The 21,461-nt window shown below is 70.9% G+C and carries 26 protein-coding genes; 12 read left to right on the top strand and 14 right to left on the bottom strand.

Features of this window, described 5'->3' with window-relative positions; all coding sequences use genetic code 11:
- Positions 1-25: 25 nt before the first annotated feature.
- Together PE066_RS07630 and PE066_RS07625 are read right to left on the bottom strand one after the other, a co-directional pair.
- Positions 26-1,015 (bottom strand): Bug family tripartite tricarboxylate transporter substrate binding protein, encoded by a 990-nt coding sequence (locus PE066_RS07630; protein WP_271235953.1) that lies wholly within the window; start codon positions 1,013-1,015, stop codon positions 26-28.
- A gap of 39 nt (positions 1,016-1,054) precedes the next feature.
- Entirely contained in the window at positions 1,055-2,017 is a 963-nt protein-coding gene (locus PE066_RS07625) for a Bug family tripartite tricarboxylate transporter substrate binding protein (protein WP_271235952.1), read from the bottom strand.
- A gap of 90 nt (positions 2,018-2,107) precedes the next feature.
- On the opposite strand from PE066_RS07625, the gene PE066_RS07620 reads away from it, so the two are divergent.
- Positions 2,108-2,626 (top strand): MarR family winged helix-turn-helix transcriptional regulator, encoded by a 519-nt coding sequence (locus PE066_RS07620; protein ID WP_271235951.1) that lies wholly within the window; start codon positions 2,108-2,110, stop codon positions 2,624-2,626.
- Positions 2,627-2,755: 129 nt separating this feature from the next.
- A complete protein-coding gene (locus PE066_RS07615; RefSeq protein WP_271235950.1) occupies positions 2,756-3,250 on the top strand; it encodes a BON domain-containing protein in 495 nt (164 codons plus the stop codon).
- 55 nt (positions 3,251-3,305) lie between these two features.
- Here PE066_RS07615 and PE066_RS07610 read toward each other — a convergent pair whose 3' ends face one another.
- From PE066_RS07610 to PE066_RS07590, 5 genes are all read right to left on the bottom strand, one after another.
- Positions 3,306-3,629, bottom strand: a complete 324-nt coding sequence (locus tag PE066_RS07610) for a BON domain-containing protein (RefSeq protein ID WP_271235949.1) — start codon at positions 3,627-3,629, stop codon at positions 3,306-3,308.
- Positions 3,630-3,712: 83 nt separating this feature from the next.
- A complete protein-coding gene (locus PE066_RS07605; RefSeq protein ID WP_271235948.1) occupies positions 3,713-4,168 on the bottom strand; it encodes a hypothetical protein in 456 nt (151 codons plus the stop codon).
- Positions 4,165-4,536 carry a hypothetical protein gene (locus tag PE066_RS07600; protein WP_440480585.1) on the bottom strand — a complete coding sequence of 124 codons (372 nt, stop codon included), beginning with the start codon at positions 4,534-4,536 and terminating at the stop codon, positions 4,165-4,167. Before PE066_RS07600 ends, PE066_RS07605 begins: the two co-directional genes overlap by 4 nt.
- 21 nt (positions 4,537-4,557) lie before the next feature.
- Positions 4,558-4,860: a hypothetical protein gene (locus PE066_RS07595; protein ID WP_271235946.1), complete on the bottom strand. Its 303-nt coding sequence runs from the start codon at positions 4,858-4,860 to the stop codon at positions 4,558-4,560.
- 189 nt (positions 4,861-5,049) lie between these two features.
- Positions 5,050-6,402: a CHASE3 domain-containing protein gene (locus PE066_RS07590; RefSeq protein ID WP_271236527.1), complete on the bottom strand. Its 1,353-nt coding sequence runs from the start codon at positions 6,400-6,402 to the stop codon at positions 5,050-5,052.
- 122 nt (positions 6,403-6,524) lie between these two features.
- Here PE066_RS07590 and PE066_RS07585 point away from each other — a divergent pair, with 122 nt between their 5' ends.
- Entirely contained in the window at positions 6,525-7,157 is a 633-nt protein-coding gene (locus PE066_RS07585; protein ID WP_013902425.1) for a response regulator, read from the top strand.
- A 78-nt stretch (positions 7,158-7,235) separates the two neighbouring features.
- Here PE066_RS07585 and PE066_RS07580 read toward each other — a convergent pair whose 3' ends face one another.
- Positions 7,236-7,616 (bottom strand): response regulator, encoded by a 381-nt coding sequence (locus tag PE066_RS07580; protein WP_271235945.1) that lies wholly within the window; start codon positions 7,614-7,616, stop codon positions 7,236-7,238.
- Between the two features lie 219 nt (positions 7,617-7,835).
- Between PE066_RS07580 and PE066_RS07575 the strand changes: the two genes are divergently transcribed.
- The gene (locus PE066_RS07575; protein ID WP_271235944.1) at positions 7,836-7,976 is read left to right on the top strand and encodes a hypothetical protein; all 141 of its coding nucleotides are present in this window, start codon (positions 7,836-7,838) and stop codon (positions 7,974-7,976) included.
- A 16-nt stretch (positions 7,977-7,992) separates the two neighbouring features.
- Positions 7,993-10,239 (top strand): AsmA family protein, encoded by a 2,247-nt coding sequence (locus PE066_RS07570; protein WP_271235943.1) that lies wholly within the window; start codon positions 7,993-7,995, stop codon positions 10,237-10,239.
- On the opposite strand, the gene PE066_RS07565 is transcribed toward PE066_RS07570, so the two are convergent.
- From PE066_RS07565 to gpmA, 3 genes are all read right to left on the bottom strand, one after another.
- On the bottom strand, positions 10,236-11,000 hold the full coding sequence (locus PE066_RS07565) for a HesA/MoeB/ThiF family protein (protein ID WP_271235942.1): 765 nt from the start codon (positions 10,998-11,000) through the stop codon (positions 10,236-10,238). The genes PE066_RS07570 and PE066_RS07565 overlap by 4 nt on opposite strands.
- Positions 11,001-11,067: 67 nt before the next feature.
- The gene (locus tag PE066_RS07560) at positions 11,068-12,510 is read right to left on the bottom strand and encodes a S41 family peptidase (RefSeq protein ID WP_271235941.1); all 1,443 of its coding nucleotides are present in this window, start codon (positions 12,508-12,510) and stop codon (positions 11,068-11,070) included.
- Between the two features lie 160 nt (positions 12,511-12,670).
- A complete protein-coding gene (gene gpmA / locus PE066_RS07555) occupies positions 12,671-13,414 on the bottom strand; it encodes a 2,3-diphosphoglycerate-dependent phosphoglycerate mutase (protein WP_271235940.1) in 744 nt (247 codons plus the stop codon).
- Between the two features lie 81 nt (positions 13,415-13,495).
- On the opposite strand from gpmA, the gene PE066_RS07550 reads away from it, so the two are divergent.
- The 5 genes from PE066_RS07550 to PE066_RS07530 all read left to right on the top strand — a co-directional run bounded on the left by PE066_RS07550 (position 13,496) and on the right by PE066_RS07530 (position 16,538).
- On the top strand, positions 13,496-13,903 hold the full coding sequence (locus tag PE066_RS07550; protein ID WP_271235939.1) for a rhodanese-like domain-containing protein: 408 nt from the start codon (positions 13,496-13,498) through the stop codon (positions 13,901-13,903).
- Positions 13,904-13,930: 27 nt separating this feature from the next.
- On the top strand, positions 13,931-14,194 hold the full coding sequence (grxC, locus tag PE066_RS07545) for a glutaredoxin 3 (protein ID WP_271235938.1): 264 nt from the start codon (positions 13,931-13,933) through the stop codon (positions 14,192-14,194).
- Between the two features lie 84 nt (positions 14,195-14,278).
- A complete protein-coding gene (secB, locus tag PE066_RS07540) occupies positions 14,279-14,743 on the top strand; it encodes a protein-export chaperone SecB (protein WP_271235937.1) in 465 nt (154 codons plus the stop codon).
- A gap of 19 nt (positions 14,744-14,762) precedes the next feature.
- On the top strand, positions 14,763-15,755 hold the full coding sequence (locus tag PE066_RS07535; protein WP_271235936.1) for an NAD(P)H-dependent glycerol-3-phosphate dehydrogenase: 993 nt from the start codon (positions 14,763-14,765) through the stop codon (positions 15,753-15,755).
- 93 nt (positions 15,756-15,848) lie between these two features.
- Positions 15,849-16,538 carry a hypothetical protein gene (locus PE066_RS07530; RefSeq protein ID WP_271235935.1) on the top strand — a complete coding sequence of 230 codons (690 nt, stop codon included), beginning with the start codon at positions 15,849-15,851 and terminating at the stop codon, positions 16,536-16,538.
- Between the two features lie 7 nt (positions 16,539-16,545).
- Here PE066_RS07530 and PE066_RS07525 read toward each other — a convergent pair whose 3' ends face one another.
- Complete coding sequence (locus PE066_RS07525) at positions 16,546-16,863, bottom strand: thioredoxin family protein (protein ID WP_271235934.1); 318 nt, start codon at positions 16,861-16,863, stop codon at positions 16,546-16,548.
- Between the two features lie 83 nt (positions 16,864-16,946).
- Here PE066_RS07525 and nadC point away from each other — a divergent pair, with 83 nt between their 5' ends.
- Complete coding sequence (gene nadC / locus PE066_RS07520) at positions 16,947-17,807, top strand: carboxylating nicotinate-nucleotide diphosphorylase (RefSeq protein WP_271235933.1); 861 nt, start codon at positions 16,947-16,949, stop codon at positions 17,805-17,807.
- Positions 17,807-18,925 carry a quinolinate synthase NadA gene (nadA, locus tag PE066_RS07515; RefSeq protein WP_271235932.1) on the top strand — a complete coding sequence of 373 codons (1,119 nt, stop codon included), beginning with the start codon at positions 17,807-17,809 and terminating at the stop codon, positions 18,923-18,925. Before nadC ends, nadA begins: the two co-directional genes overlap by 1 nt.
- Before the next feature lie 129 nt (positions 18,926-19,054).
- On the opposite strand, the gene nadB is transcribed toward nadA, so the two are convergent.
- Together nadB and PE066_RS07505 are read right to left on the bottom strand one after the other, a co-directional pair.
- Positions 19,055-20,623: an L-aspartate oxidase gene (gene nadB, locus PE066_RS07510; RefSeq protein WP_271235931.1), complete on the bottom strand. Its 1,569-nt coding sequence runs from the start codon at positions 20,621-20,623 to the stop codon at positions 19,055-19,057.
- Positions 20,620-21,417 (bottom strand): segregation and condensation protein A, encoded by a 798-nt coding sequence (locus PE066_RS07505; RefSeq protein WP_271236526.1) that lies wholly within the window; start codon positions 21,415-21,417, stop codon positions 20,620-20,622. The genes nadB and PE066_RS07505 overlap by 4 nt, the downstream gene beginning before the upstream one ends.
- Positions 21,418-21,461 lie beyond the last annotated feature (44 nt).

The raw sequence follows: 21,461 nt of genomic DNA, 5'->3' as shown, positions 1-21,461 counted from the left end.
CGCGCTCAAGCGGGGGAACGGGGGCTCAGTCGGACTTCAGCCCCAGGCGATTGACCACCGGCGCCCAGCGCGCCATCTCGGCCTTCATCACCTTCTGCGCCTCGGAGGCGGACGAGCCTTGCGCCACCACGTCGGACTGCTGCAGGCGCGCGCGCACCTGCGGGTCCTTCATGATCTCCATGGCGGCGCGTTCGATCTCGGCGACCACGGCCGGCGGCGTGCCGCTGGGGGTCTGCAGCACCAGCCGGAAGCTGGCGTCCAGCTCGGGCTGGTTCAGGGCCTTGGCCAGCGTCGGCACATCGGGCGCCAGCGGCGACGGCGTGGCGGAAGAAACTGCCAGCGCCTTGAGCTTGTCGGCCTTGACGTGCTGGATCACGGTCGGCGTGGCCAGGAAACCGCAGTTCACCTCGCCGGCCAGCACACCCAGGGTGGCGGGCGCCGGGCCGCGGTAGGGCACGTGCTGCATCCTGATGCCCGCGGCCTGCACGAACATCTCGGCGGCCAGGTGGCCGGGCACGCCGGGTCCGCCCGAGGCATAGGTGAGCGGGCCCGCCTTGGCCTTGCCGGCCAGCTCGGCCACCGTGCCGACGCCGGTGGCCGGGTTGCACACCAGCATCTGGGTGAAGCTGGCCAGCACGGACACCGAGGTCAGGTCGGTGCGCGCATCGAACCCGGTGTTGCGATAGACCAGCGGGTTGACGGTCAGCACGGTGTCGGGGCTGAGCACCAGGGTGTGGCCATCCGGCTCGGCCTTGGCGGCGAGGCCGGCGGCCAGGTTGTTGCCGGCACCCGGCCGGTTCTCCACCACCACCGGCTGGCTGGTGCGCTTGCCCAGCTGCTCGGCAAAGCTGCGGGCGGTGAGGTCCGACGGGCCGCCGGGGGGCGAGCCGACCAGCACCTTGACCGGCTTGGTCGGCCAGGCGGCGGTTTGTGCCAGGGCCGGCGCCGCGAGGGTGGCAACGGCAGCGGCCGCGGCCAGCGCGGCAGACAGGCGGGACGGAAGGGGGTGGCGCATGCGGGGGCTCCGGGTAGCAGGGCAAGGGAAAGAAGCGGATCAGTCGAGCACGACGCCGGTGGCCTTGATCGGCTTTTCCCAGCGGGCGAGGTCGGCGCGCTGCGCCGCCGCGAGTTCGGCCGAGGTCGAGCCGACCGGCTCGTAGCCGAGCTTGAGGAAGCGCTCGCGCAGGGCCGGCGACTTCACTGCCTTGGCCACCGAGCGCTCCAGGTGGGCCAGCGCCTCGGGCGGAATGCCGGCCGGCGCATACATGGCGAACCAGGCGGTGGCGACCATGTCCACGCCCGATTCCTTCAGGGTGGGCACCTCGGGTACCTGTGGATCGCGCTGGGGCCCGGTGACGGCGACGATGCGGACCTTGCCGCTGCGGTGCAGCTCGGCGGTCTCCGACACCACGTCGAACTTGTAGCCGATGTGGCCGCCCACCAGCGCGTTGTTGGCCGGCGCGCCGCCCTGGAACGGCACGTGGGTGAAGGGCACGCCGGTGCTCTGCTCCATCAGCACGCCCATGAAGTGCGGCAGCGTGCCCAGGCCGGGCGAGCCGTAGGTCGCGCCTTTCGGGTCGGCCTTGGCCTTGGCCAGCATCTCGGCCACCGACTTCGCGCCGCTGGCCGGCCCCGATACCACGCCGAACTGGAACACCGCCAGCTGCGACACCGGGGTGAAGTCCTTCACCGGGTCGTAATCGAGCTTGCGGTAGACGTGGGGGAACAGCACCATCGGCCCGCTGGGCAGGATGATCACGGTGTGCCCGTCGGGCCTGGCCGCCTTGACGGCGTTGAGCGCGATGCGGCCGCCGGCGCCGGGCCGGTTCTCCACCACGACGCTGCCGAAGTCGTCGCGGATCGCATCGCCCACCAGCCGGGCGATCACGTCGGCGGACCCGCCGGGCGGGAAGCCCACGAGGATCTTGAGCGGGGGCTTGTCCTGGGCCCGGGCGGAAGGGACCCAGGCGGCCACGGCGGCCAGCAGCAGGCCCGCAAGCAGTTGTCTCAGGCCCATGTCGTCTCCTTGGTAGCGCGGGCAGCGCCCACTCTAGGTGACGCACAATCGATTGATCTAATCAACTTTCCCTCTCGGAAACCCCAATCCGTGGCGCAACGCCTGGGCCAGCCAACGGCGCTCGACGACCTGCTGCTCTACCGTCTCGCGCGGCTGCTGGCCACGGCCGGCAGCATGGTGATCCGGCTGTGCGAAGGCCGCTTCGGCATCACCCGGCGCGAATGGCGGCTGCTGGCCATTCTGGCCCGCCAGCCGGGGCTGATGTCCTCGCAGCTTGCCGAGCGCGCCCAGCTCGACCGCGCACGCACATCGCGGGCGGTGACCTCGCTGGTGGCCAAGCAACTGGTGCTGCGGCAACCCGGCCCGGCCGACCGGCGCGAAGCCCGGCTGGCCCTGACTGCGCGCGGCCAGCAGGTGTATGCCGAGCTGTTCCCGCTGGTGGCCGCCATCAATCGCGAGATGCTGGACGTGCTGGACCCCGAGCACCTGGAGGCACTGGACGCGTCGCTGGTCGCCCTGCAGGCACGCGCGGAGTCGATGGTGGCGGCCGCGGTCCTGCCCAAGGCCGACCGGCGCCGCGGCGGCCGCCCGCCCCGCCTGCTGGGTTGAGCGGCGGCTGGCCACGCGTGCGCGAGGTCCTACAGCCGCTCGCGGCCTTGGCGGCCGGACAGGACGGGCGGCGCTTCCTAGATTCGGCTCAGTGCGGCCCAGCCGCCCGAACCGACGGAGAACAAGACCATGGCTTTTCTGCTGAACCCGGCCCTGGCCGCTGGCGCGGCCGCCCTGCTGCTGTCACTGGGCGGTTGCAAGCCCGTGTCCGATGGGCCCGATGCGCGTGATCGGGCCGAACCGGTTGCGCAGCGCACCTCGACCGGCACGGCGCCTCGCCAGGCCGAACGGCCGGCCGGCGCCGATGGCGACGAGGCCGACCCGCGCACCAGCACCATGGGCGCGGCGTCCTCGGCGGCGCTGCCGCCGGCCGTGCCGGGGGCGTTGCCGCCACCGGCCGGCGGCCGGGCGCCCGATCCGCAGATCACCGCCGGAGTGAGGGCCCAGCTGGCGGCCGACGCGGAACTGCGCACCGTGCGCATCGACGTGGACACGCGCGACGGCATCGTCACGCTCAGCGGCTCGGTGCCGACCGCCGCGATGCGGGCGCGCGCCGGCGAAATCGCGCACGCCGTCAGGGGCGTGCGGCGCGTGAACGACCAGCTCACGCTGGCCAGCGGCTGATCGGCTGATCGGCTGATCGGCCTGCCGGCGCCGCGTCCGCAGGAACGGCGGCCGCTCAGCCGCCGGGCCGCACGATGATGTCGTTCCTGACCGCGCGCACGCCCTTGGTGTTGCGCGCCAGGTATTCGGCCTGGGCCTTCTCGGCATTGGACTTGGCGAAGCCGGAGAGCTGCACCGTGCCCTGGAGGGTCTCGACCTTGATGGCGGCGGCATCCACCGTCTTGTCTTCCACGAACCGCGTTTTCACGGCGGTGGTGGTGGCGGCGTCGTCGACGTAGGAGCCGGCGGTTTCCTGGCCGCGCATCACGGCGCAGCCGGTCGAGGCGAGGGTCGCGCCCGCCAGCGCGGCGATGGCCAGGGCTCGTGCGTACTGCTTCATCTTGTTCTCCCGATGTCCTGCTTCAGTTCGGTGCTTGGCTGGATCGCGCGGGCCGGCCGCACCACTTCCGGCCCGCGCGTGGTTCATCCGGGTTGCGGCTCGTCGCCCGCCGGGTTGCGCGAGGTCGAAAGCGCCTGCATCACGACCGACGCCATCTGCGGCGACTTCACCAGCGCCAGCAACACCCCGGTGACCGAGATCAGCTTCCACGGTCGCATGAAGAACAGGGCCGCGCCGGCCAGCGCCGCCAGGCCCAGGTACTGCATCGGCTTGCGGCGCGCATAGGAGGCCAGCGTCGGCCGAGCCAGATCGACCGCCATGTGCGCCGGGTGGTGCTTCCACCAGCCTTCCACGACTTCCTGGGCCGAGGCGTACCAGACCGGTCTGGCAGAGTGGCGGTGGCGCGGGGCTTCACCCGCGGTTCCCGCGGCCTCTGGATGGCCGTCGCCGGGCCCGCCCTGGCGCCGCAGCTCCTTGCGGTGGATGTGTTCGAGTATCGCGAGCCGGCTGCGTTCCAGGCGGTCGCTGCCGGCGCTCACGGGCGCCCCCCGAGCGTGCGCAGCGCCTGCACGTCGGCGTCGAGCTGCGCGCGCAGCTCGGCGAACGCGCGCGAGGGCAGCTGCTTGCGCGCGATGCCCCAGGCGACCCCGGTTCCCGCCAGCGGCACGGCCGGCACCAGCAGCAGCGCCCAGTGGAAGCCGTCGGTCACCGCGCCCAGCATCACCGCCACCCCCGCCAGCAGCACGAACAGCAGGGCGCAGACGCCGCAGGCGGCCCAGGCGATCGCGCGCCGGGTCACCGCGCCGCCCATGGAGGCTGCTTCCTCCTGCGCGAGCGCGGCGTAGCCGGCCACATGGTCCATGACCAGTTCGGGCCGGCTCACCAGCACCGAGAAGAGGGGGTGCACCAGGCTCATTCGGGGCCGCGGTCAGTAGTAGTAGCGGCTGTGGCGGCGGCTGCGAGCGACCATCACGATGGCGGCCACCGCGGCGCCGATGGCGGCGGCGATCAGGGCCGACTTGATCGGCTGCTCCGTCACGTAGCGGCCGGTGGCGCCGGCGTAGCGGCCGAAGCGCTCCTGCGCGGCGCTGGCGGTATCGCCGACGGCCGACAGGCTCCGGCTGGCGAGGTCCTGCGCGCCCTGGCGCATGTCGCGCATCTTGTCCATCGCGCCGTCGGCAAGCGACTGCGGGCCGGCTCCGGCGTGGAGCGATCTGCTGGTGTAAGCCATGGAAATGTCCTCTCGTTCGTGGTGGTCTGCCGCGGGCGCGGCTGCGTCGCGTGCGCTGCTGCGGCAAGCGGGCGAGCAATGAGCGTAAGCGGCGACATCAGCCATGGCTGATCAGCCGCAAGCGTGACCGTCTGTCGGCAGGCTAGGCGGGGGCCTGTAGGAGGGCGACTACAGCCTTTTGGGTGCTTGTCAGGCGCCGGCCCGGCGCGGCAGCACGGCCACCACGCGGGTGCCGTTGCCGGGCCGGGTGCTCACCGTGAGCTTGCCGCCGGCAGCCTCGACCCGGTGGCGCATGCCCGCCAGCCCGTGGCTGGACGGCCGCGCCTGCGCCGGATCGAACCCGCGGCCGTCGTCCCGCACCGCCACTTCGACGTGGTTGTCGTAGCCGTGCACGCTCACCTGCGCGTGCTTCGCGTGCGCGTACTTGGCCATGTTGGTGAATGACTCCTGCACCAGCCGGTAGACCGTGAGCTGGTCGGACGCATCGAGTTCCACCGGCTCCAGGCTGGCGGCCACGTCGATGCCGGACCGTTCGGAGAACTCGCGCGCCAGGATCTCCAGCGAGGCCGTCAGCCCCAGGTTGGCCAGCGCCGACGGCCGCAGGTCCTCGATGATGCGGCGCTTCAGCGCGATGCCGCTGTTGAGCGTGTCGGTCAGGTGCTGCAGCCGCTGGCCGACCTCGGCCGGCTGGCCGCCCAGGCGCGACTTCAGCCGCGCGACATCGAGCTTGGCGGCGGTGAGCAGCGCGCCCAGCTCGTCGTGCAGTTCGCGCGCGAGGTGGCCGCGTTCGTCCTCGCGCACCTGCTGCAGGTGCGTGGCCAGTTCGGCCAGGGTGGCGGTGCGTTCGCGCACCTGCCGCTCCAGCAGGTCGCGCTCCTGCTGCAGCACCTGCTGCTGGCGCTCGCCGGCCGCCTTCAGCGCGGCGCCCTGTCGCAGGTACAGCCAGAACGCGAGCAGTGCCGCCAGCGTGACGACGCCGATGCCTATGCGGGCATACAGCAGCGAGGCGCGCACCTGCGCCTGACTGGCGTCGATGCGCAGCGCCGTCGACTGGATCAGGCGGCCGGCCTGCTCGCGGATGGCGTCCATCTGCTGCTTGCCGATGTCGCTGAGCAGCACGAACTTCCAGGCGTCCTCCTTGCCCTGCTTGCGCATGTTCACCGACAGTTCCATCTCGGCCAGCTTGCGCTGCACGTTGCGGGTGAGCTGGCCGATGATCACCGACTCCTCGGGCGCGCCGGCGTACGCCACCTGCAGCGTCTCCAGGCCCTGGCCGATGTCGGCCACGGCGGCGTTGTAGGGCTCGAGGTAGCGCGCATCGCCGGTGAGCAGGAAGCCGCGCGAGCCGGTCTCGGCGTCGACCACCAGCTGCAGCAGGCGGTTGATCGCGGTGCGCGCCCGCACTTCGCCCGCCATGCTGTCGAGCTCGGCGCGCGAGCGGTTGTAGCCGGCCTCGTTGATGCCGATCAGTACGCAGGCCGCCAGAACCGCGAGCAGCAGGCTGATCGCCGTCGCCGGTAGTCCTTTCGAGTGCTCGACCATCACGGACAGCGGCACCGGACGACAATGAAACCCGGAATAATCATGGCTCAAGGGTAGGCCATTTCGGTTTCGCCTTGGGCCACAATGCCAATGGCGAAACAGGCACTGGAAAGAGTACAGACATGATCAAAGTCGGCATTGTGGATGACCATGCCATCGTGCGCTCGGGCCTCAAGCAGTTCTTCTCCGAGCAGGTCGATCTGCGCGTGGTCGGCGAAGCCGCCAGCGGCCGCGAGGCCATCGACCTGGTGCGAACCACCGAGCTGGACGTGCTGGTGATGGACCTGTCCATGCCGGGCCAGAGCGGCATCGATGCGCTCGGCATGATCCGCGCGAAGGCGCCCGACGTGGGCATCCTGATCCTCTCGGGCTACCCGGAGGAGCATTACGCGATGAACCTGATACGCCAGGGCGCCAGCGGCTACCTGAACAAGGAATGCGAGCCGATGGAGATCGTCAACGCGATCCGCACCATCGCCTTGGGCCGGCGCTACATCTCGCCAGCGGTGGCCGAGCTGCTGGCGCAGCAGCTCAATCGCAAGGAAGGCGGGGCGCCGCACGAGCAGTTGTCCGAACGCGAATTCCAGGTGTTCCTCAAGCTCGCCAAGGGCGAGACCGCGGGCGACATCGCCAAGGCGCTGTCGCTCAGCGTCAAGACCGTCAGCACCTACCGCACGCGGCTGATGGAGAAGATGAGCCTGGCTTCCAACAGCGACCTCACCTACTACGCGCTGAAGAACAAGCTGATCGACTGACAGGCGCCGGGCCTTTCGGCCGAACCTCGAGGGCCGCTGCGCCGCGGGCGTCGGGCGAAGGCCGCCGGCAGCCCACCCTCATGCGCGCGCATGCGACTGCTGCATGCAGTAGTCGATCAGCGCGTCGATCTCGTTGGACTTGTCGAACACCGCGTCGGCGCCCAGTTGCGAGCAGCGCTTGCGCATGTCCGTGGTGGCGTAATTGGACAGCACCACCACCCGCTGGCCGGGCCGCCGCCCGCGCAGCGCGTCGAGGATGCCCAGCCCGCTGCCTTGCTTGAGGAACAGGTCCACGATGGCCAGGTCCCAGGCCGCGCCGGGCTGCGACAGCCAGCCGCGGGCGTCGCTTTCCGTTTCGGCCCACCCGAGCACCTTGATCGAGGCCAGTTCCTCCAGCGCGCCGATCAGGTTCTCGCGGATCGTTGCGTTGTCTTCGACGATGAAGGCTTTCAGTTCCACAGGCGGCTGTCGTCGGCTCGACCGACCATGCAATGCCGCCGCGCCATTGCCCGCCGGCCCTTGCATTGTGCGGCCGGCGGCGCAGCGCGGCCGTAGGAGCGCTCCTACCGGCGTTGGGATGTAGGCAGCGGACGACAGGACCTCACGCAGGGTGCTGACCGGGTCGCGCAACGTCGGCCGCCACACTGGCCGCGGTTCAGCCCCCGCACGCCTTCGGCCATGAAACTGGTCCTCGACACCCTGATGATCTTCTTCGGCATCCTGGCCGCGGCCGCGCTCGTCGCGTTGGGCGAGCCGGGCGATGCCGGCCACTCGCTGGTTGCGCCGGTGCCGGCGGCACATGCGGGCGGCGCGCGATGAGCGGCGCCTGAAACCCATGGGCAGTGCCGCGGCCCCGCAGCCCCTGCGCACGCGCCGCTGGTTCAAGGTGTTGCTGGTGCTGGCGGCGGTCTGCGCCGCGCTGGTCCTCCTCATCGCGCTGTTCCCCTGGGACTTGCTGCGTGGCCCGCTGAACCGCTACGTCAGCGAAAGGACCGGCCGCCATTTCGCGATCACGCGCCAGCTCGATGTGAAGCTGGGGCGCACCACGCGCGTGCTGATGGACGGGGTCGAGTTCGCCAATCCCGGCTGGGCGCAGGATCCCTTCCTGGTCAAGGCCGAACGCGCCGAGGTGGCGGTGCGACTGCTGCCGCTGCTGCTGCGCCGGCAGATCGTGTTGCCCTCGGTGCACCTGGCGCGGCCGCAGATCGGGCTGCAGGTCGAGCCGGATGGCCGCCGCACCTGGGCGCTGGGAGGCGACACCTCCGACGAGAAGAACGTGCCGGCGATCGGCGCGCTGCGGGTGGACGAGGGCACGCTGCACTACGTCGCCCGGCACAACGGCGCCGATATCCGCACCCGGTTCGCCATCGAGCCCGGCGCGGGCGCCAGTGGCGGACAGGCCGGGGGGCCACCCATGCCCCTGCGCTTCGAGGCGCAGGGCCGCTGGCGCGACCAGCCTTTTCGCGCCGAAGGCCGCACCGGCGACGTGCTGTACCTGAGCGCGCCGTTGCAGCAGCCGTTTCCGGCGCAGGTGCAGGCGAGCATCGGCGGCACGCAGTTGCACGCCAGCGGCAGCGTGGCCAGCCTGGCCAGCCTCGAGGGCGCCAACGTCGATTTCCGCCTGCAAGGCCCCAACCTGGCCGAGTTGTACCGGTTGGTGGGCGTGACCCTGCCCGACACGCCGCGCTATGCGGTCACCGCCCAGTTGTCCAGGCAGGGCGAGGCCTGGCAGGTGCGCGGCATCGACGCCCGGCTCGGCGACACCGACTTGAAGGGCGAGCTGTCGTACGAGCGCTCGGGGCCGCGTCCGCTGTTGACCGGGCGGTTGCAGTCGCGGCTGCTCGATTTCGAGGACCTGGCGCCGGTGATCGGCCTGGAAAAAGAAGGGCGCGGAGCGAAGCCGCCGGCGCCGACCCCGGCCAAGGCTCCGGTGTCGGCGAAAGCCGCGCCGCCCGCAGACCTCAAGGCACCCAAGGCGCCCAAGGACCCGGGCCGCAAGGTGTTGCCGGCGGCGCCGCTGGACGTCGGCCGGCTGCGAGCCATGGACGCGGACGTGCGCGTCGACGCCGCCCGGGTCATCAACGCCAAGGGACTGCCGCTGGACCGCATGGGCGTGCGCGTGCGCCTGCACGGCGGCGTGCTGCTGCTCGACCCGCTGGACCTGGGGGTGGCGGGCGGCCGCCTGGCCGGCATGGTGCGCATCGACGCGAACGCGCAGCCGGCGGCGGTGCAGACCCGGCTCGACGCACGCGGGCTGGAACTGGGCCGGCTGGTGCCGCGCTCGGAATCGATGCGCAACAGCTTCGGCAAGATCCAGGGCCAGATCGACCTGTCGGCACGCGGCCGCTCGGTGGCGCAGTTGCTGGCCAGCGCCGACGGCCACTTGGCGCTGCTGATGGGCAAGGGGCAGATCAGCAACCTGCTGCTCGAATTCGCCGGCCTGGACGGCGGCGAGATCATGAAATTCCTCGTCGAGGGCGACAACCGGGTGCAACTGCGCTGCGCGGCCACCGCCTTCGATGTCGAGAACGGCCTGATGACGTCGCGCGCGCTGGTGCTGGACACCGACGACACCGTGTTCTACGGCGGCGGCACCATCAACCTGGCGAGCGAGGCCATGGACCTGTTGATCCGGCCCTATCCGAAGGACGCCAGCATCCTCAGCGTGCGTTCGCCGCTGCGCATGGCGGGCACCTTCGGCGCACCCCAGGTCGGCCTCGACAAGGGCGCGCTGGCCGGCCGCGGCGCTTTGGCGATCGCGCTGGGTGCCATCAATCCGCTGCTGGCGCTGGCCGCCACCATCGAGACCGGTCCCGGCCACGATGCCGACTGCGCGGCCACGCTGCGGTCGGCCGCGGCGCCGCGCGCCGAAGCCCGGCTGGACAAGGGGCCGGCAGCCGCCGGCAGCGATGGCGAGCCCGCCAAGCGCATGGGGGCAGGGCCGGGGGCGGCGGGCCGTGGCAAGCCGCCGGCCGGTGCGGGTGCCGGTACGCAGCAGGCCCAGCGGCCGTCCGCGCGCACGCCGGCGCAGGCGGCCGATGCCGGCGGCATCGGGCGGCCCGGCCAGCCGGTCGTTCCCTAGGGCACGGTTGCTTGGCGATCGCCGCACACCGGGCACTGCGGCCGGCGCGGCGTGCGCATGCGGTTCCACTCCATGCCGCGCGCATCGAGCATCAGCAGCTGGCCGGCCAGAGAGGGGCCGATGCCGCACAGCAGCTTCAGGGCCTCGGCCGCCTGGATCGAGCCGATGATGCCCACCAGCGGTGCAAACACGCCCAGCGTCGCACAGCGCGTTTCCTCGGGCGCGCTGTCGGGCGGGAACAGGCAGGCGTAGCAGGGCGACGCGGCATCGCGCGTGTCGTAGACCGCCACCTGGCCGTCGAAGCGGATCGCCGCGCCCGACACCAGCGGCTTGCGGTGGCGCGCGCAGGCCGCGTTGATGGCCTGGCGGGTGGCGAAGTTGTCGCAGCAGTCCAGCACCACGTCGGCCTGCGGCACCAGCCGGTCGAGCAGGGCCGCGTCGGCGTGGGCGACGACCGGCTCGACGTGCACGTGCGGATTGAGCGCCGCCACCGCGACGCGCGCCGACTGCGCCTTGGGCTGGCCGACCCGGTCCAGGGCGTGCGCCAGTTGCCGCTGCAGGTTGGTCAGGTCCACGTGGTCGTGGTCCACCAGCGTGAGGCGCCCGACGCCCGCCGTGCCCAGGTACAGCGCCACCGGCGAGCCGAGCCCGCCGGCGCCGATCACCAGCGCATGGCTGGCCGCCAGCCGCTCCTGCCCCTCGACGCCGATTTCCTCCAGCAGGATGTGGCGCGAGTAGCGCAGCAATTCCTCATCGGTCATGGCAGCCGATTGTGGGCGCAAAAGAAAAGCCGGCGCGAGGCCGGCCCTTCGGTGAGCGCAGGACGCGTCACTGCTCCTTCTTCTCGTTCTTGTTCTCGATCACCTGGGTCTTGCTCACGAGCACCGGCCGGCCCTTGAGCTGGTTGAGCGCCTGCACCAGCTGGAAGTCCTTTTCCAGCACGCCGTATTCGGGCAGCTTGCGCTCCGATGCCGGCTTGCGGGCTTCCTCCTCGGCCCGCTTGCGGGCTTCCTCGCGGCGCTTTTCCAGCGCGGGATCCTTCGCCTCCGGGCCCTGGCCATTGCCCAGGTGCTTCTCGAGGTCGGCCTCGCGCGTGCGCAGCAGCGAGAACAGGTTGCCTTCCTCGCTTTCGTCGATCAGCACGTCGGGCACGATGCCGCGCGCCTGGATCGACTTGCCGCTGGGCGTGTAGTAGCGCGCCGTGGTCAGCTTCAGCCCGGTGTCGGGGCCGAGCGGACGCACGGTCTGCACCGAGCCCTTGCCGAAGGTCTGGCTGCCCAGGATGGCGGCGCGCTTGTGATCCTGCAGGGCGCCGGCGACGATCTCGCTGGCCGAGGCCGAGCCTTCGTTGACCAGCACCACCAGCGGCACGTTCTTCAGCGCCGCCGGCAACCGGCGCAGCGGGTCGGGGCCGGCGCGGCGCTGGTAGAACTCGGGCGAGGCCTTGTAGACGAACTTGCTCTCGGCCAGCTGGCCGTTGGTGGACACCACGGTCACGTTCTCGGGCAGGAACGCCGCCGAGATCGCCACCGCCGCGTCGAGCAGGCCGCCCGGGTCGTTGCGCAGGTCCAGCACCAGCCCCTTGAGGTTGGGCTCGGCCTTGTAGATCTCGTCGACCTTGCGCACGAAGTCCTCGACCGTGCGTTCCTGGAACTGCGACAGGCGGATCCAGCCGTAGCCCGGCTCGAGCACCTTGCCCTTGACCGAGACGGTCTTGATCTCCTCGCGCGTGATGGTGACGGGGAAGCTGCGGTTCTCGTCCTTGCGGAAGATGGTCAGCGTCACCTTGGTGCCGGGCTCGCCCCGCATCTTCTTGACGGCCTCGGACAGCGTCAGCCCCTTGACCATGCTGTCGTCGACCTTGGTGATCAGGTCATTGGTCTTGAGGCCGGCGCGGAAGGCGGGCGAACCCTCGATCGGCGACACCACCTTGACCAGCCCGTCTTCCTGGGTGATCTCGATGCCGACGCCGACGAAGCGGCCGGAGGTGCCCTCGCGGAATTCCTTGAACGACTTCTTGTCGAAGTACTGCGAATGCGGGTCGAGGCTGGCCACCATGCCGGAGATGGCGTCGGTGATCAGCTTCTTGTCGTCGACCGGCTCGACGTAGTCGCTCTTGACCATGCCGAAGACGGCGGCCAGCTGCTGCAGTTCTTCCAGCGGCAGCGGAGCCAACGAAGCGCGTGCGACGGTCTGCAGCGAGACGGTGGTCAGGGCACCGGCCAACGCCCCGACGGAAACCCAGCCGGCAATCTTGAGTTTGTGGCCCATGCGAAACCTGTAGTCCTCTCGATTTTTCAATATACACCTGAGACGACACTATGACGCTACCGTTACCCGGGGGTTCCGGAAGAGCGCGGCACGGCGTGTAAAAAGCCCCGACGGCTGAGCCAGCGCTCACCTCCGCCAGTTGCCGGCGGAGGCCCGCCGATCAGGCCTTGCCCTGGCTGGCGACCGCCGCCGCGGCCTTGGCAGCGGCTTCGGCATCGCCCAGGTAGTAGTGCCGGATCGGCCGCAGGTCGGCGTCGAGCTCGTACACCAGCGGAATGCCGTTGGGGATGTTCAGGCCCACGATGTCGGCGTCGGAGATGCCGTCCAGGTACTTGACCAGGGCCCGGATCGAGTTGCCGTGCGCCGACACCAGCAGCCGCTTGCCCGAGCGGATGGCCGGCGCCATCGACTCGTTCCAGAACGGCAGCACGCGGACCACCGTGTCCTTCAGGCACTCGGTCAGGGGCACCTCGCCGGCCGCCAGGCGAGCGTAGCGCGGGTCGCTGCGCTCGCAGCGCGGGTCGCCCGGCTCCAGCGCCGGCGGCGGGATGTCGTAGCTGCGGCGCCAGACCAGCACCTGCTCGTCGCCGAACTTCCTGGCCGTCTCGGCCTTGTTCAGGCCCTGCAGCGCGCCGTAGTGGCGCTCGTTCAGGCGCCAGGACTTGACGGTGGGCAGCCACTGGCGGTCCATCTCGTCCAGGCAGTGCCACAGCGTGTGGATGGCGCGCTTGAGCACGCTGGTGTGGCAGATGTCGAACTCGTAGCCGTCGGCGCGCAGCAGCCGGCCGGCGGTCTTCGCCTGCTCGACGCCGGTGGGCGTGAGATCGACGTCGGTCCAGCCGGTGAAGCGGTTTTCGAGATTCCAGGTCGATTCGCCGTGGCGAACCAGCACGAGCTTGTACATGACAGGATCCGGCAGGCCGGGCAAAAGGCGGGATTCTAGAATCACGGGTTTGCGCCCGTGGGGCGTGCTGGCAAGGAAGACATGGATTTCGTGATCAACAACTGGATGCTGTTCGCGGTGGCGATCGGCTCCGGCGCGCTGTTGCTGTGGCCGATGGTGCAGGGCGGCGTGGCCGGCGGGCTGTCGGCGCCCCAGGCGGTGCAGCTCATCAACCGCGAGAAGGCGGTGGTGGTGGACGTGTGCGAGGCCGAGGAGTTCGCCCAGGGCCACATCGGCGGGGCCCGCAACGTCCCGCTGAACCAGCTCGAGCAGCGCCTGCCCGAGGTCGTGAAGAACAAGGCGCTGCCGGTGCTGCTGGTGTGCGCCAGCGGCGCGCGCGCCAACCGCGCGCTGGCGGTGGCGAAAAAACTCGGCTACGAAAAGGCCCAAGTGCTGGCCGGCGGGCTGAAGTCGTGGAAAGACGCTAACCTGCCGCTGGAGAAAGCCTGAGCCGAAGCCGAAGCGCCCGAATACCGCATGCAAGCCGTCACCATGTACACCACCGCCGTCTGCCCGTACTGCATCCGCGCCAAGCAGATCCTCACGGCGCGCGGCGTGGAGAGCATCAACGAGATCCGGGTCGATGCCCAGCCGCACGAGCGGCTGCGGATGATGGAGATCACGGGCCGGCGCACGGTGCCGCAGATCTTCATCGGCGACACCCACGTGGGTGGCTGCGACGACCTGATGGCACTCGACAGCCGCGGCGGCCTCGTCGCGCTGCTCAACGGTGCCACCTGAGATAATCCGCGCACGTCACCCGCATCGGCCCGCTTCGGTTGCACCCGGCGGGCCTTTCCTTTGCACGAAACGAAAGCACACACCATGGCCGATTCCCAGGACCCCGTCTTCCAGATCCAGCGCGTCTATTTGAAGGAGGCCTCGCTCGAGCAGCCCAACTCGCCCGCCATCCTGCTGGAGCAGGAGCAGCCGGGGGTGGACATCCAGCTCGGGGTGGAGGCTGCGCAGGTGGTGGAGGGCATCTACGAGGTGTGCGTGACGGCCACGGTGACCACCAAGATCAAGGACAAGACGGTGTTCCTGGTGGAGATCAAGCAGGGCGGCATCTTCGAGATCCGCAACGTGCCGGGCGAGCAGATGAGCGCCATCCTGGGCATCGCCTGCCCGCAGATCGTGTACCCCTACCTGCGCGGCAACGTGGCCGACATCGTCAACCGCGCCGGCTTCCCGCCGGTGCACCTGGCCGAGATCAACTTCCAGGCCATGTACGAGCAGCAGCAGGCCCAGCTGCAGCAGGAACAGGGCCCGTCCATCATCACCTCCGCCTGACCGCACGGCGGGCCCCGCCATGAAGCTGCTCGTGCTCGGCGCCGGCGCCTGGGGCACGGCGCTGGCCGCGAGCGCCGGCGCGCGGCACGAGGTCACCCTGTGGGCGCGCGATGCCGCGCAGGCCGCGGCATTGCGCCAGCAGCGCGAGAACCGGCGCTACCTGCCGGGCGTGCCGCTGCCGGCCAGCCTGGCGCTGGCGGGCGGCCCCGGCTTCGGCGGCCTGGCCGACCACCAGGACCTGGTGATCGTGGCCACGCCCATGGCCGGGCTGCGCGAGATGCTGCAGGCGCTCGCCGGCTGCCGGGTGCCGGTCGCCTGGCTCTGCAAGGGGTTCGAAGCGGCCCGCGGCCAGCTCGCCCACGAGATCCAGGCCGAGGTCGCCCCGGGCCTTGCGGCCGGCGTGCTGACCGGCCCCAGCTTCGCACTGGAAGTCGCCCGCGGGCAGCCGACCGCGCTGGTGGCGGCCAGCCAGCATGCGCAAGTGCGGGACGCCCTGGTACAGGCTTTCCATGGCCCCGCGCTGCGGGTCTATGGCAACGACGACATCGTGGGCGCCGAGGTCGGCGGCGCCGTCAAGAACGTGCTGGCGATCGCCACCGGGCTGTGCGATGGCCTGTCCCTCGGCCAGAATGCGCGCGCGGCGCTGATCACGCGCGGACTGGCCGAGATGACCCGCCTCGGTATCGCGCTGGGTGCGCGCGCGCAGACCTTCATGGGACTGTCGGGGCTGGGTGACCTGGTGCTCACGGCCACGGGTGACCTCAGCCGCAACCGGCAGGTCGGCCTGCTGCTGGCCCGCGGCCGCAGCCTGCAGCAGGCGCTGGACTCGCTCGGCCATGTGGCCGAAGGCGTCTACAGCGCGCGCACGGTGGTGGCCCGCGCGCGCGGCTTGCAGGTCGAGATGCCGATCGCCGAAGGCGTGCTGGAACTGCTCGACGGCCGGCTGGCGCCGCCGCAAGTTGTGGCCCGGCTGATGGGGCGCGACCCGGCCGTCGAGATGCCGGGGTTCTAGGGAAAGCACGGAGTCGCGCCGGCTGCGGTCGCGCTTGCTGCGGCGGGAACTCCGGAGCTAGCGTGCGGGCTCCACCAACAAGGAGAACCGCCCATGACCCGCCTCCTTCCCACCCTGGGGCTTGCCGCTGCTTCGGCCGTCCTGCTGTCGGCCTGCGCGATGCCTGCCGGCCAAGCCGCGCCCGCGCGCGCGGCGACGTCGCCGGTGAGCTTCTTCATCACCAGCGCCAACCCCGGGCAGGGGGCGAACTTCGGCGGACTGGCCGGAGCCGACCGGCACTGCCAGGCGCTGGCGACCGCGGCGGGGGCGGGTCAGCGGACCTGGCGCGCCTACCTGAGCACCACCGCCGCCGGCGGCGGGGCGGTGGTGAATGCGCGCGATCGCATCGGCCGTGGTCCCTGGTTCAACGCCAAGGGGGTGCAGGTGGCCAGCAGCGTGGAGGACCTGCACAGCGCCAACAACCGGCTGGGCAAGGACACCTCGCTGACCGAGAAGGGCGCCGTGGTCAACGGCAGCGGCGACAGGCCCAACACCCATGACATCCTGACCGGCTCGACGCCGGACGGCCGCGCCTCGACGGCGGCCAACGACACCACCTGCCGCAACTGGACCAGCGGCGACGCCGGCTCGGCCATCGTCGGCCACCACGATCGCAAGGGCACCAACCCCGATCCGGTGGCGAACGCGTCCTGGAACTCCTCGCACGCCACGCCGGGTTGCAGCCTGCCCGCCCTGAACAGCACGGGCGGTGGCGGGCTGCTGTACTGCTTCGCAGCCGACTGAGCCCTGCTCAGGCGATGCGGCCCAGGGCCTCGGCGATCGGCTGGGCGTCCTGCGGCCGCACCAGCCGGGTGACCTCCTGCCCGTCGCGCAGAAACACCAGCGTGGGCCAGAGCTTGACGCCGAACGAACGGCCGAGCGGCCGGCCGCTGCCGTCTTCCACCTTGACGTGGCGCATCCCGGGGTGCGCCTGCAGCGCCTGCGCGATCTTCGGCTGCGCGCCCCGGCACCAGCCGCACCAGCCGGTGCCGAATTCCAGCAGCGTCGCGCCCGGCCAGGCGTCCACTTCGGCGCGCGTCGGTTCCTTGTCGAGATAAGCCGTTTCCATGCGCCGATTCTCCCCGGCAGTGGCGTCGGCCGCCGTCAGCCTTGGCGCCGATGCGGCCATGGGGATGCGGCTATGCTCAACGGATGCTTGGATTCGATTTCAGTCCCGCCGCCGTGGCCGAGCTGGCGCGGATTGACGCGGCACGCGCGCTCGCCGAGGACGTGGGCGCCGGTGATTTGACGGCCGCTCTGGTGCCGGCTTCGCGCCAGGCCCGGGCCCGCATCCTGGCGCGCGAAGCGGCCGTGGTCTGCGGCGCCCCCTGGGCCGACGCCGCCGTGCGGCAACTCGATGGCGGCGCCACGATCCGCTGGCACGTCGGCGAAGGCCAGCGCTGCGGCGCCGACCAGGTCGTGGCCGAGATCGAGGGCAGTGCCCGGGCGCTGCTCACGGCCGAGCGCACGGCGCTGAACTTCCTGCAACTGCTCAGCGCCGTCGCCACCCGGACGGCCACGTACGCCGAGGCGGTACGCGGCACCCGCGCGCGGATCGTCGATACCCGCAAGACCCTGCCGGGTCTGCGGCTGGCGCAGAAGTACGCCGTGCGCACCGGCGGCGGCACCAACCACCGCATCGGCCTGTTCGACGCCGTGCTGGTCAAGGAAAACCACATTGCCGCGGCCGGGGGCGTCACCGCCGTGCTGAAAGCGGCCGCGGAGGTGGCCGCGAGCGCGGCCTTCATCGAGATCGAGGTCGAGACCCTGGCCCAGCTGGAAGAGGCGCTGGCTGCCGGCGCGAAGATGGTCCTGCTGGACAACATGGACCTGCCGACCTTGCACCAGGCCGTGCGCCTGAACGCCGGCCGTGCGGTGCTGGAAATCTCCGGTGGCGTGACATTGGACCGGGTGCGCGAGCTTGCAGAAACCGGCGTCGACCGCATCTCCATCGGGGCGCTGACCAAGGATGTGAAGGCCACGGACTACTCGATGCGCCTGCAGGAACTGTGATGAACGCGGTCGTGATTCCCATCAAGGACGTCGAGTACGAGCAGCCGGTCGGCGACACCTGCGACACCCGCCACGCCTGGGCGCGCGTGCCGCCGGAGCCCAGCCCGGCCGAGCGCGCCGAGCTCAAGGCGCGCATCAAGCGGCTGCTGAAGGAGCGCAATGCGGTGATGGTGTCGCACTACTACGTGCACCCGGACCTGCAGGACCTGGCCGAGGAAACCGGCGGCATCGTCAGCGACTCGCTGGAGATGGCGCGTTTCGGCCGCGACCACCCGGCCCAGACCCTGGTGGTGTCGGGCGTGCGCTTCATGGGCGAGACGGCCAAGATCCTGTCGCCCGACAAGCGGGTGCTGATGCCCGACCTGGACGCCACCTGCTCGCTCGACCTGGGCTGCCCGATCGACGAGTTCAGCGCCTTCTGCGACCAGCACCCGGACCGCACCGTGGTCGTGTACGCCAACACCAGCGCGGCGGTGAAGGCGCGCTCGGACTGGCTGGTCACTTCGAGCTGCGCGCTGGACATCGTCTCGGCGCTCAAGGACAAGGGCCACAGGATCCTGTGGGCGCCGGATCGCCACCTGGGCGGCTACATCCAGCGCCAGACCGGCGCCGACATGGTGTTCTGGAACGGCTCGTGCATCGTGCACGACGAGTTCAAGGCCTTCGAGCTGCAGGACCTGATGAAGCAGCACCCGGGCGCCAAGGTGCTGGTGCACCCCGAGGCGCCGGCCGACGTGGTGGCGCTGGCCGACGCGGTGGGCTCCACCTCCGCCATCCTCAAGGCGGCGCGCGAGATGGACGCCAGGGAGTTCATCGTCGCCACCGACAAGGGCATGATGCACAAGCTGCGCACGCTCAACCCGGGCAAGGTGTTCCTGGAGGCGCCCACCGCCGGCAACAGCGCCACCTGCAAGAGCTGCGCGCATTGCCCTTGGATGGCGATGAACGGCCTGGCCGGGCTGGCGCAGGTGCTGGAGACCGGCGCCAACGAGGTCTTCGTCGACCCCGCGATCGGCGTGCGGGCGCGGCTGCCGATCGACCGGATGCTGACCTTCACCGCGGCGCTCAAGAACGGCCAGCCGGCCGGGGCGCTAATGCCGGAGATCGGCGCAGCCTGAGGGTCGCCCGCGCTACGGCCGAGGCCGGCGCCGATCCAGCCCCAGCGGCGGCGCCACTTCCTCCAGCGGCTTGCGCTCCGCGTCCACACCCCAGCGCAGCGCGATCGCGGCGGCCGCCGGCACCAGGCTTCAGGGCACCAGCGTCGTCGGCTTTGCGACCGGCGCCAGCTGCGGGTAGTCGCGGCTGTAGTGCAGGCCGCGGCTTTCATGGCGCGAACGCGCCGAGCGCACGATCAGGTCGGCCACGGTGACCAGGTTGCGCAGCTCCAGCAGGTCGCGGCTGACGTGGAAGTTGGCGTAGAACTCCTGGATCTCTTCCTGCAGCAGCCGGATGCGGTGGGCGGCGCGCTCCAGCCGCTTGTTGGTGCGCACGATGCCGACGTAGTCCCACATGAATCGGCGCAGCTCGTCCCAGTTGTGCGAGATCACCACCGACTCGTCGGGGTCGGTGACCTGGCTCGCGTCCCAGGCCGGCAGCGCGGGCACCGGCGGCAGCGGCGTGGCCTTCACGTCGTCGGCGGCGGAGCGGGCGAACACCATGCACTCGACCAGCGAGTTGCTGGCCAGCCGGTTGGCGCCGTGCAGGCCGGTGTAGGCGGTCTCGCCGATGGCATGCAGGCCGGGCAGGTCGGTGCGGCCCCACAGGTCGGTGTGCACGCCGCCGCAGGTGTAGTGCGCGGCCGGCACCACCGGGATCGGCTCGCGCGTGATGTCGATGCCCAGCTCCAGGCAGCGCGCGTGGATGTTCGGGAAATGCTCGCGCACGAACTCCGGCGGCTGGTGCGAGATGTCCAGGTAGACGCAGTCCAGGCCGTGCTTCTTCATCTCGAAGTCGATGGCACGGGCCACGATGTCGCGCGGCGCCAGTTCGGCGCGCGGGTCGTGCTGCGGCATGAAGCGGGTGCCGTCGGGCAGCAGCAGCCGGCCGCCCTCGCCGCGCACCGCCTCGGTGATCAGGAAGCTCTTGACCAGCGGGTGGTACAGGCAGGTCGGGTGGAACTGGATGAACTCCATGTTCGTCACCCGGCAGCCGGCCCGCCAGGCGGCGGCGATGCCGTCGCCGGTGGCGGTGTCGGGGTTGGTGGTGAACAGGTAGACCTTGCCGGCGCCGCCGGTGGCCAGGACGGTGTGCGGCGCGCGGAAGGTCAGCACCCGGTCGGCCCGCTCGTCCAGCACGTACGCGCCCAGGCAGCGCGGCGGCGCCTGGCCGATCCGGCGGCTGGTGATCAGGTCCACCAGCGTGTGGTGCTCGAACAGCTCGATGTTGGGCGTGCGGCGCACGTGCTCGATCAACGTCTGCTGCACGGCGGCGCCGGTGGCATCGGTCACGTGCACGATGCGGCGGGCGCTGTGGCCGCCCTCGCGCGTCAGGTGCAGCTGGCCGTTCTCCTGCGAGAACGGCACCCCCAGCTGGCGCAGCCAGGCGATGCTGTCGGGAGCGTGCTCGACCACGAAGCGGGTGGCGTCCGGGTCGGACAGGCCGGCGCCGGCCACCAGCGTGTCGTCCACGTGCGAGTCGAAGCTGTCGCCCTCGGCCAGCACCGCGGCGATGCCGCCCTGGGCCCAGCCGCTGGAGCCGTCGCCCAGCGCCCGCTTGGTGAGCACCGCCACCCGGTGGGTCGGCGCCAGGTGCAGGGCAGCCGACAGGCCGGCCAGCCCGCTGCCTACGATGACGACGTCGAAGTCGAGCGAGTTCATGCCGGCTGGTAGGCGAGTCGCACGTAGATCGGGGCAAAGGCCTCGGCCTGGGTCACTTCGATCAGTGTCTCCTTGGCCAGCTCCAGCATCGCGATGAAGGTGACCACCAGCACCGGCACGCCGCGGCGGGTGTCGAACAGCTGCTCGAATTCGACGAACTTGCGGCCCTGCAGCTTGCGCAGCACGATGCTCATGTGCTCGCGCACCGACAGCTCCTCGCGCGTGATCCGGTGGTGCTGCACCAGCCTGGCGCGCTTGAGGATGTCGCGCCAGGCCTCCTGCAGGTCGGCCACGTGCACGTCCGGAAAGCGCGGCTGCAGCGACTGCTCGATGAACACCTGGGCGCGCAGCACGTCGCGGCCGAGCTGCGGCGCCTCGTTCAGGCGGGCCGCGGCCAGCTTCATCTGCTCGTACTCCAGCAGGCGTCGCACCAGCTCGGCGCGCGGGTCCTCCGGTTCCTGGCCTTCCGCGGTCTTGCGCGGCGGCAGCAGCATGCGCGACTTGATCTCGATCAGCATGGCCGCCATCAGCAGGTACTCGGCGGCCAGCTCCAGGTTGCGCGAGCGGATCTCCTCGACGTACTGCAGGTACTGGCGGGTGACGCCCGCCATCGGGATGTCGAGGATGTTGAAGTTCTGCTTGCGGATCAGGTACAGCAGCAGGTCCAGCGGACCCTCGAAGGCCTCGAGGAAGACCTCCAGCGCATCGGGCGGGATGTACAGGTCGGTGGGCAGGGCGAACAGCGGCTCGCCGTACAGGCGCGCCAGCGCGACCTGGTCCACCACTTCGGGCATGCCAGGCACCTCCGGCGCCGCGGGCTGCGGCAGGGTGGCCTCGT

The organism is Ramlibacter tataouinensis (assembly GCF_027941915.1).
Classification (GTDB): domain Bacteria; phylum Pseudomonadota; class Gammaproteobacteria; order Burkholderiales; family Burkholderiaceae_C; genus Ramlibacter; species Ramlibacter tataouinensis_C.
Note: the sequence above shows the minus strand (reverse complement) of the source record. Positions and strands in the feature narration are given on the sequence as shown.

Bases quoted from the DNA above. Each gene is read 5' to 3' on its own strand.
- PE066_RS07630 (WP_271235953.1), bottom strand. From the start codon at position 1,015: ATGCGCCACCCCCTTCCGTCCCGCCTGTCTGCCGCGCTGGCCGCGGCC.
- PE066_RS07590 (WP_271236527.1), bottom strand. From the start codon at position 6,402: ATGGTCGAGCACTCGAAAGGACTACCGGCGACGGCGATCAGCCTGCTG.
- PE066_RS07570 (WP_271235943.1), top strand. From the start codon at position 7,993: ATGGGCAGTGCCGCGGCCCCGCAGCCCCTGCGCACGCGCCGCTGGTTC.
- PE066_RS07595 (WP_271235946.1), bottom strand. From the start codon at position 4,860: ATGGCTTACACCAGCAGATCGCTCCACGCCGGAGCCGGCCCGCAGTCG.
- PE066_RS07560 (WP_271235941.1), bottom strand. From the start codon at position 12,510: ATGGGCCACAAACTCAAGATTGCCGGCTGGGTTTCCGTCGGGGCGTTG.
- PE066_RS07585 (WP_013902425.1), top strand. From the start codon at position 6,525: ATGATCAAAGTCGGCATTGTGGATGACCATGCCATCGTGCGCTCGGGC.
- PE066_RS07505 (WP_271236526.1), bottom strand. From the start codon at position 21,417: ATGCCCGAAGTGGTGGACCAGGTCGCGCTGGCGCGCCTGTACGGCGAG.
- PE066_RS07550 (WP_271235939.1), top strand. From the start codon at position 13,496: ATGGATTTCGTGATCAACAACTGGATGCTGTTCGCGGTGGCGATCGGC.
- PE066_RS07610 (WP_271235949.1), bottom strand. From the start codon at position 3,629: ATGAAGCAGTACGCACGAGCCCTGGCCATCGCCGCGCTGGCGGGCGCG.
- PE066_RS07565 (WP_271235942.1), bottom strand. From the start codon at position 11,000: ATGACCGATGAGGAATTGCTGCGCTACTCGCGCCACATCCTGCTGGAG.
- nadC (WP_271235933.1), top strand. From the start codon at position 16,947: ATGCTTGGATTCGATTTCAGTCCCGCCGCCGTGGCCGAGCTGGCGCGG.
- PE066_RS07535 (WP_271235936.1), top strand. From the start codon at position 14,763: ATGAAGCTGCTCGTGCTCGGCGCCGGCGCCTGGGGCACGGCGCTGGCC.
- gpmA (WP_271235940.1), bottom strand. From the start codon at position 13,414: ATGTACAAGCTCGTGCTGGTTCGCCACGGCGAATCGACCTGGAATCTC.
- grxC (WP_271235938.1), top strand. From the start codon at position 13,931: ATGCAAGCCGTCACCATGTACACCACCGCCGTCTGCCCGTACTGCATC.
- PE066_RS07615 (WP_271235950.1), top strand. From the start codon at position 2,756: ATGGCTTTTCTGCTGAACCCGGCCCTGGCCGCTGGCGCGGCCGCCCTG.
- PE066_RS07525 (WP_271235934.1), bottom strand. From the start codon at position 16,863: ATGGAAACGGCTTATCTCGACAAGGAACCGACGCGCGCCGAAGTGGAC.
- nadB (WP_271235931.1), bottom strand. From the start codon at position 20,623: ATGAACTCGCTCGACTTCGACGTCGTCATCGTAGGCAGCGGGCTGGCC.
- PE066_RS07575 (WP_271235944.1), top strand. From the start codon at position 7,836: ATGAAACTGGTCCTCGACACCCTGATGATCTTCTTCGGCATCCTGGCC.
- PE066_RS07530 (WP_271235935.1), top strand. From the start codon at position 15,849: ATGACCCGCCTCCTTCCCACCCTGGGGCTTGCCGCTGCTTCGGCCGTC.
- secB (WP_271235937.1), top strand. From the start codon at position 14,279: ATGGCCGATTCCCAGGACCCCGTCTTCCAGATCCAGCGCGTCTATTTG.
- nadA (WP_271235932.1), top strand. From the start codon at position 17,807: ATGAACGCGGTCGTGATTCCCATCAAGGACGTCGAGTACGAGCAGCCG.
- PE066_RS07625 (WP_271235952.1), bottom strand. From the start codon at position 2,017: ATGGGCCTGAGACAACTGCTTGCGGGCCTGCTGCTGGCCGCCGTGGCC.